Source organism: Haladaptatus sp., from assembly GCF_049589095.1.
In the GTDB taxonomy this organism is placed as follows: domain Archaea; phylum Halobacteriota; class Halobacteria; order Halobacteriales; family Haladaptataceae; genus Haladaptatus.
In genome coordinates, this window is sequence record NZ_JBAWAC010000611.1 from 1 (window position 1) to 3,758 (window position 3,758).

The 3,758-nt window shown below is 63.3% G+C and carries 6 protein-coding genes; 2 read left to right on the plus strand and 4 right to left on the minus strand.

Going from position 1 to position 3,758, the window contains the following annotated elements; translation table 11 throughout:
* Positions 1-597: DMT family transporter (locus tag WBV42_RS19375; RefSeq protein WP_423987491.1), on the plus strand; the 597-nt coding region annotated here is incomplete at its 5' end.
* Positions 598-630: 33 nt separating this feature from the next.
* Here the strand turns inward: WBV42_RS19375 and purQ are convergent.
* Both purQ and purS read right to left on the minus strand, forming a co-directional pair.
* Positions 631-1,305, minus strand: coding sequence for a phosphoribosylformylglycinamidine synthase I (purQ, locus tag WBV42_RS19380; protein ID WP_423987492.1), 675 nt, complete (start codon positions 1,303-1,305; stop codon positions 631-633).
* Positions 1,302-1,553 carry a phosphoribosylformylglycinamidine synthase subunit PurS gene (gene purS, locus WBV42_RS19385; protein WP_423987493.1) on the minus strand — a complete coding sequence of 84 codons (252 nt, stop codon included), beginning with the start codon at positions 1,551-1,553 and terminating at the stop codon, positions 1,302-1,304. Before purS ends, purQ begins: the two co-directional genes overlap by 4 nt.
* Positions 1,554-1,763: 210 nt before the next feature.
* Here purS and WBV42_RS19390 point away from each other — a divergent pair, with 210 nt between their 5' ends.
* Positions 1,764-2,720 carry a formyltetrahydrofolate deformylase gene (locus WBV42_RS19390; RefSeq protein WP_423987494.1) on the plus strand — a complete coding sequence of 319 codons (957 nt, stop codon included), beginning with the start codon at positions 1,764-1,766 and terminating at the stop codon, positions 2,718-2,720.
* Between the two features lie 2 nt (positions 2,721-2,722).
* On the opposite strand, the gene WBV42_RS19395 is transcribed toward WBV42_RS19390, so the two are convergent.
* Together WBV42_RS19395 and WBV42_RS19400 are read right to left on the minus strand one after the other, a co-directional pair.
* Positions 2,723-3,361, minus strand: coding sequence for a class I SAM-dependent methyltransferase (locus WBV42_RS19395; RefSeq protein ID WP_253225344.1), 639 nt, complete (start codon positions 3,359-3,361; stop codon positions 2,723-2,725).
* Positions 3,362-3,421: 60 nt separating this feature from the next.
* On the minus strand, positions 3,422-3,758 hold a 337-nt coding region (locus tag WBV42_RS19400), incomplete at its 5' end, for a hypothetical protein (protein ID WP_423987495.1).

Genomic DNA, 3,758 nt, shown 5'->3' on the forward strand with positions numbered 1-3,758 from the left:
ATATTCCTCCCCAGCGAGCGGCTTACGCCCGCCGGAATCGTCGGATTGCTCCTCGGATTCGTCGGTGTGGCAGTCCTCAGCCTCTCGAACTCCGGTTCGGGTGAATCGCTGACGACGACGGTGATTCCGCAATTGCTCGTGTTCCTCGCCGCGTTCTCGTTCGCGCTCGGCAGCGTCCTCACGCAGCGAATCGAGGCCGAACTCCCCATCGAGACGATGGAAGCGTGGTCGATGCTCCTCGGCGCGCTCATGATGCACGCCATCAGCGTCGCCCGCCCGAGCGAATCTTTCTCGGCGATCCGGTGGACGCCCGACGCGATCGTCGCCATCGCCTACCTCTCCATCTTCGCGAGCGCGATCGGGTTTCTGATCTACTTCGACCTGCTCGATCGCCTGGGCGCAGTCGAGATCAACCTCGTTTCGTACGTTGCCCCGCTGTTCGCGGCGCTCACGGGATGGTACTTCCTCGACGAGGTGGTTACCCCTCTAACCGTCGTCGGATTCTGTATCGTCTTCGCGGGCTTCTGCCTGCTGAAACGCCACGCGATTTCGCGCGAACTCCCCCGCGTGACGGGCGTGTTCACGTCTGGACGCTGAGCCGAGAAAAACTGATCTTTCGAGAATCGAAGCTCAGGCGAACCCGTAGAGGACGCCCTCGCCGTCGGTGCCGCCGATGTCGGGGAGCGTCGCTCTCTCGGGATGGGGCATCATGACCGCGACGGAATCCGAATCGCCGATAATTCCGGCCACGCTACCTTTCGACCCGTTGGGGTTCGTCTCGTCGTTGACGACGCCGTTCTCGTCGCAGTAGCGGAAGAGGATACGGTCGTCGGCGTCGAGTTCCTCGTACTTCTCGTCGGTGATTTCGAAGCGCCCCTCGCCGTGTGCGATGGGGACTTCGATGACTTCCCCTTCCTCGTAGGCCGCGGTCCACGGCGTATCGGCGTTTTCGACGCGTAGGTAGACGTGTTCACACTGGAAGCGCGCGCTCCGGTTGGTCGTGAACGCGCCGGGCGTGAGTCCGGACTCACAGCCGATCTGTGCGCCGTTGCAGACGCCGAGGACGGGGATCCCTGACTCCGCGGCTTCGCGCACCTGTCCCATGATGGGCGAGTTTGCCGCGATGGCACCCGCGCGGAGGTAGTCACCGTAGGAGAATCCACCGGGCAGCATCACGCCGGTCGTGTCCTCCGGCAGGTCGTCCTCGTGCCAGACGAGTTCCGCGTCCACGCCGATGTGGGTGAGCGCGCGAATCGCGTCGCGGTCGCAGTTGCTCCCGCCGAACTGGACGATTGCGACCGTCATCGCTCCTCGACGGCCACCGTGTAGTCGTGAATCGTCGGATTGGCCAGCAGGCGCTCGGCCATCTCGCCGACGCGTTCCTCCGCGTCCGAGGACGATTCGGCGTCGAGGTCGATTTCGAACTCGTCCGCCGAGCGCAGCGATTCCAGTTCGAAACCAAGTCGTTCGAGCGCTCCTCGGGTCGTTTCGGCCTCCGGGTCGAGCACGCCCGCCTTCAGCCGAACCGTCACCGTCGCGGTGTAAGCAGTCATCGGTTGACCGTGCGCGTTCGTGTTCAAAAGCTCTTTTGGAACCGATTCGTTGTACACGTTCGTGGTGCTCCCTGGCAGTGGGAACCCGTGTAGGCACCCCCTGACGATTGTCAGCACGGTCGGGAAATTTTGCATGGGAGCGAATACTTTTGCCGACCGACCGCAATACACATCCTCTATGGCCCAATTTCGCAACCGGCAGGTGAAGCGATGAACCACCGAGAGCTAACCGAAATCACCGTCGTCGGCGACGACGATACCGGACTCGTCGCCAACGTCACGACCCTCCTTTTCGAGCGCGGAATCAACATCGAGGACATCGACCAAGCCGTGCGCGAGGGCGTCTTCCGGATGACGGTCCACGTCGAGACGAGCGACATGGACGTGAGCAAACACCGACTCCGGCGCGACCTCGCCGACCTCGGCGACGACCTCGACGTGGACGTCCGCGTCCGCTTTCCGTCCGAACGCGACTCCCGACAGGTCGCTGTCCTCGTCACGAAGGAGTCCCACTGCCTGCAGCGACTGCTCGACGCCCGCGACGAGTTCGACGCCGAAATCGGAGTCGTCATCGGCAACCACGACGACCTCGAACCGCTCGCGACCGAGCACGGAATCCCGTTCCACGACGTCGGCGACGATGGCGGCGTCCACGACGAAGAGCAGTTGCTCTCCCTGCTGGACGATTACGACACCGACCTCGTCGTCCTCGCGCGGTTCATGCGCATTTTGAGCCCCAACGTCGTCTTCCGCTACGAGGGACGCATCATCAACATCCACCCCAGCCTGCTCCCGGCGTTTCCCGGCGCGAAAGCCTACCGACAGGCCAAGGAAGCGGGTGCTCGCATCGCTGGCGTCACCGCCCACTACGTGACGACCGATCTGGATCAGGGCCCCATTATCTCCCAGCGCGTGTTCAACGTCCCGGACGACGCCGCGGTCGAAGCGCTGCGCGAACGCGGCCAACCGCTCGAAGCCGACGCGCTCCTCGAAGCCGTCCGCCTCCACCTCAACGACGACGTTGAGATCCGTCGCGGTCGAACGGAACTGCGCGAAAGCGGTGGAGACGAATCGAAGTATCAACTCGGCATGCCACCCGAACTCGACGCCGAGATGCCCGACGGACCGATCGACGGGACCCTCGCTCTCGGCGAGTCCGACGACTGAAATTACTTCGTCTCTTCCGACTCGGTACGCCGTGCGAGGACGAAAGTGGCGGTTCCGCCCATCTCGTCGTTTACGGTGTGTCGCCAGCGAATTTCGAACCCTGACTCCTCCAGAATTCGCTCGCTCTCGTCCGGTGACGGGATGCTCCAGTGCATTTCGACACCCGTCCCGAGCCAATCGTCGTTGCTTCCCTCCCACGCCTCGGAACCGATCGTGAGGAGGAGATGGCCACCCGGTCGCAGGAGACGACGGAACTCCCTCGCCACGTCGGGATGGTTGCCCGACGGAACGTGAATTATCGAGTGGTAGGCACAGATACCGTCGAACGTGCCATCCCCGAATCCGAGTTCGGTCATGTCCGCTTGGCAGAACCGCCCCTCGGGAACGTTCTTCCGGGCACGGGCTATCTGTTCGCGCGAGAAATCGATTCCGACCAGATCGACGTCCCCCGCCAGCAGTTGCGCGATGGGACGACCGGCACCACAACCGGCGTCGAGCACGCGGGCGTCCTCCGGGAGGTGCATGTAGAACTCCTCCAACAACGCGAGGTCCTCGCTGTCGTCGTCTTCACTTCGCTCGGCGAGGTACTCATCCGCGATTCGGTCGTACGCGCGACGAACGTCGTTTCTATCGTAGGGCATGGGTTGAGTGAGCTGACGGTGCTGTGGGTCCCTTGGTTCGGTCTCGCATAAAAAGCTTCGTCACCGACAGGGATTGCTACGTAACTGATTTCGAGCCGAATTTCTTGTGACGGCAAGGACTACGATGAAGACCCAGAAAGCCCCCGCCCGTTCGCGGTCGTTGCGCGGGATATCCGCGTTCTGCACCGCACGCGGATAGTTGCCCGCGCAGACGACCAAGCAAGCGCGAATACAGTCGGAGGCAAGCTCCGACAACGTCCCGCTCGCAGGCTCGTGGGACCGCCCGGCCCCTTTCAGCCCACCGTCGGAGACACGCTCCGACGAGCTCCCGTTCGCTTCGCTCACGGGAACACCCAGACACAGCACCGCCACCGCCTCCGCACCACACCCTCCCCAG

Bases quoted from the DNA above. Each gene is read 5' to 3' on its own strand.
- WBV42_RS19390 (WP_423987494.1), top strand. From the start codon at position 1,764: ATGAACCACCGAGAGCTAACCGAAATCACCGTCGTCGGCGACGACGAT.
- purQ (WP_423987492.1), bottom strand. From the start codon at position 1,305: ATGACGGTCGCAATCGTCCAGTTCGGCGGGAGCAACTGCGACCGCGAC.
- WBV42_RS19395 (WP_253225344.1), bottom strand. From the start codon at position 3,361: ATGCCCTACGATAGAAACGACGTTCGTCGCGCGTACGACCGAATCGCG.
- purS (WP_423987493.1), bottom strand. From the start codon at position 1,553: ATGACTGCTTACACCGCGACGGTGACGGTTCGGCTGAAGGCGGGCGTG.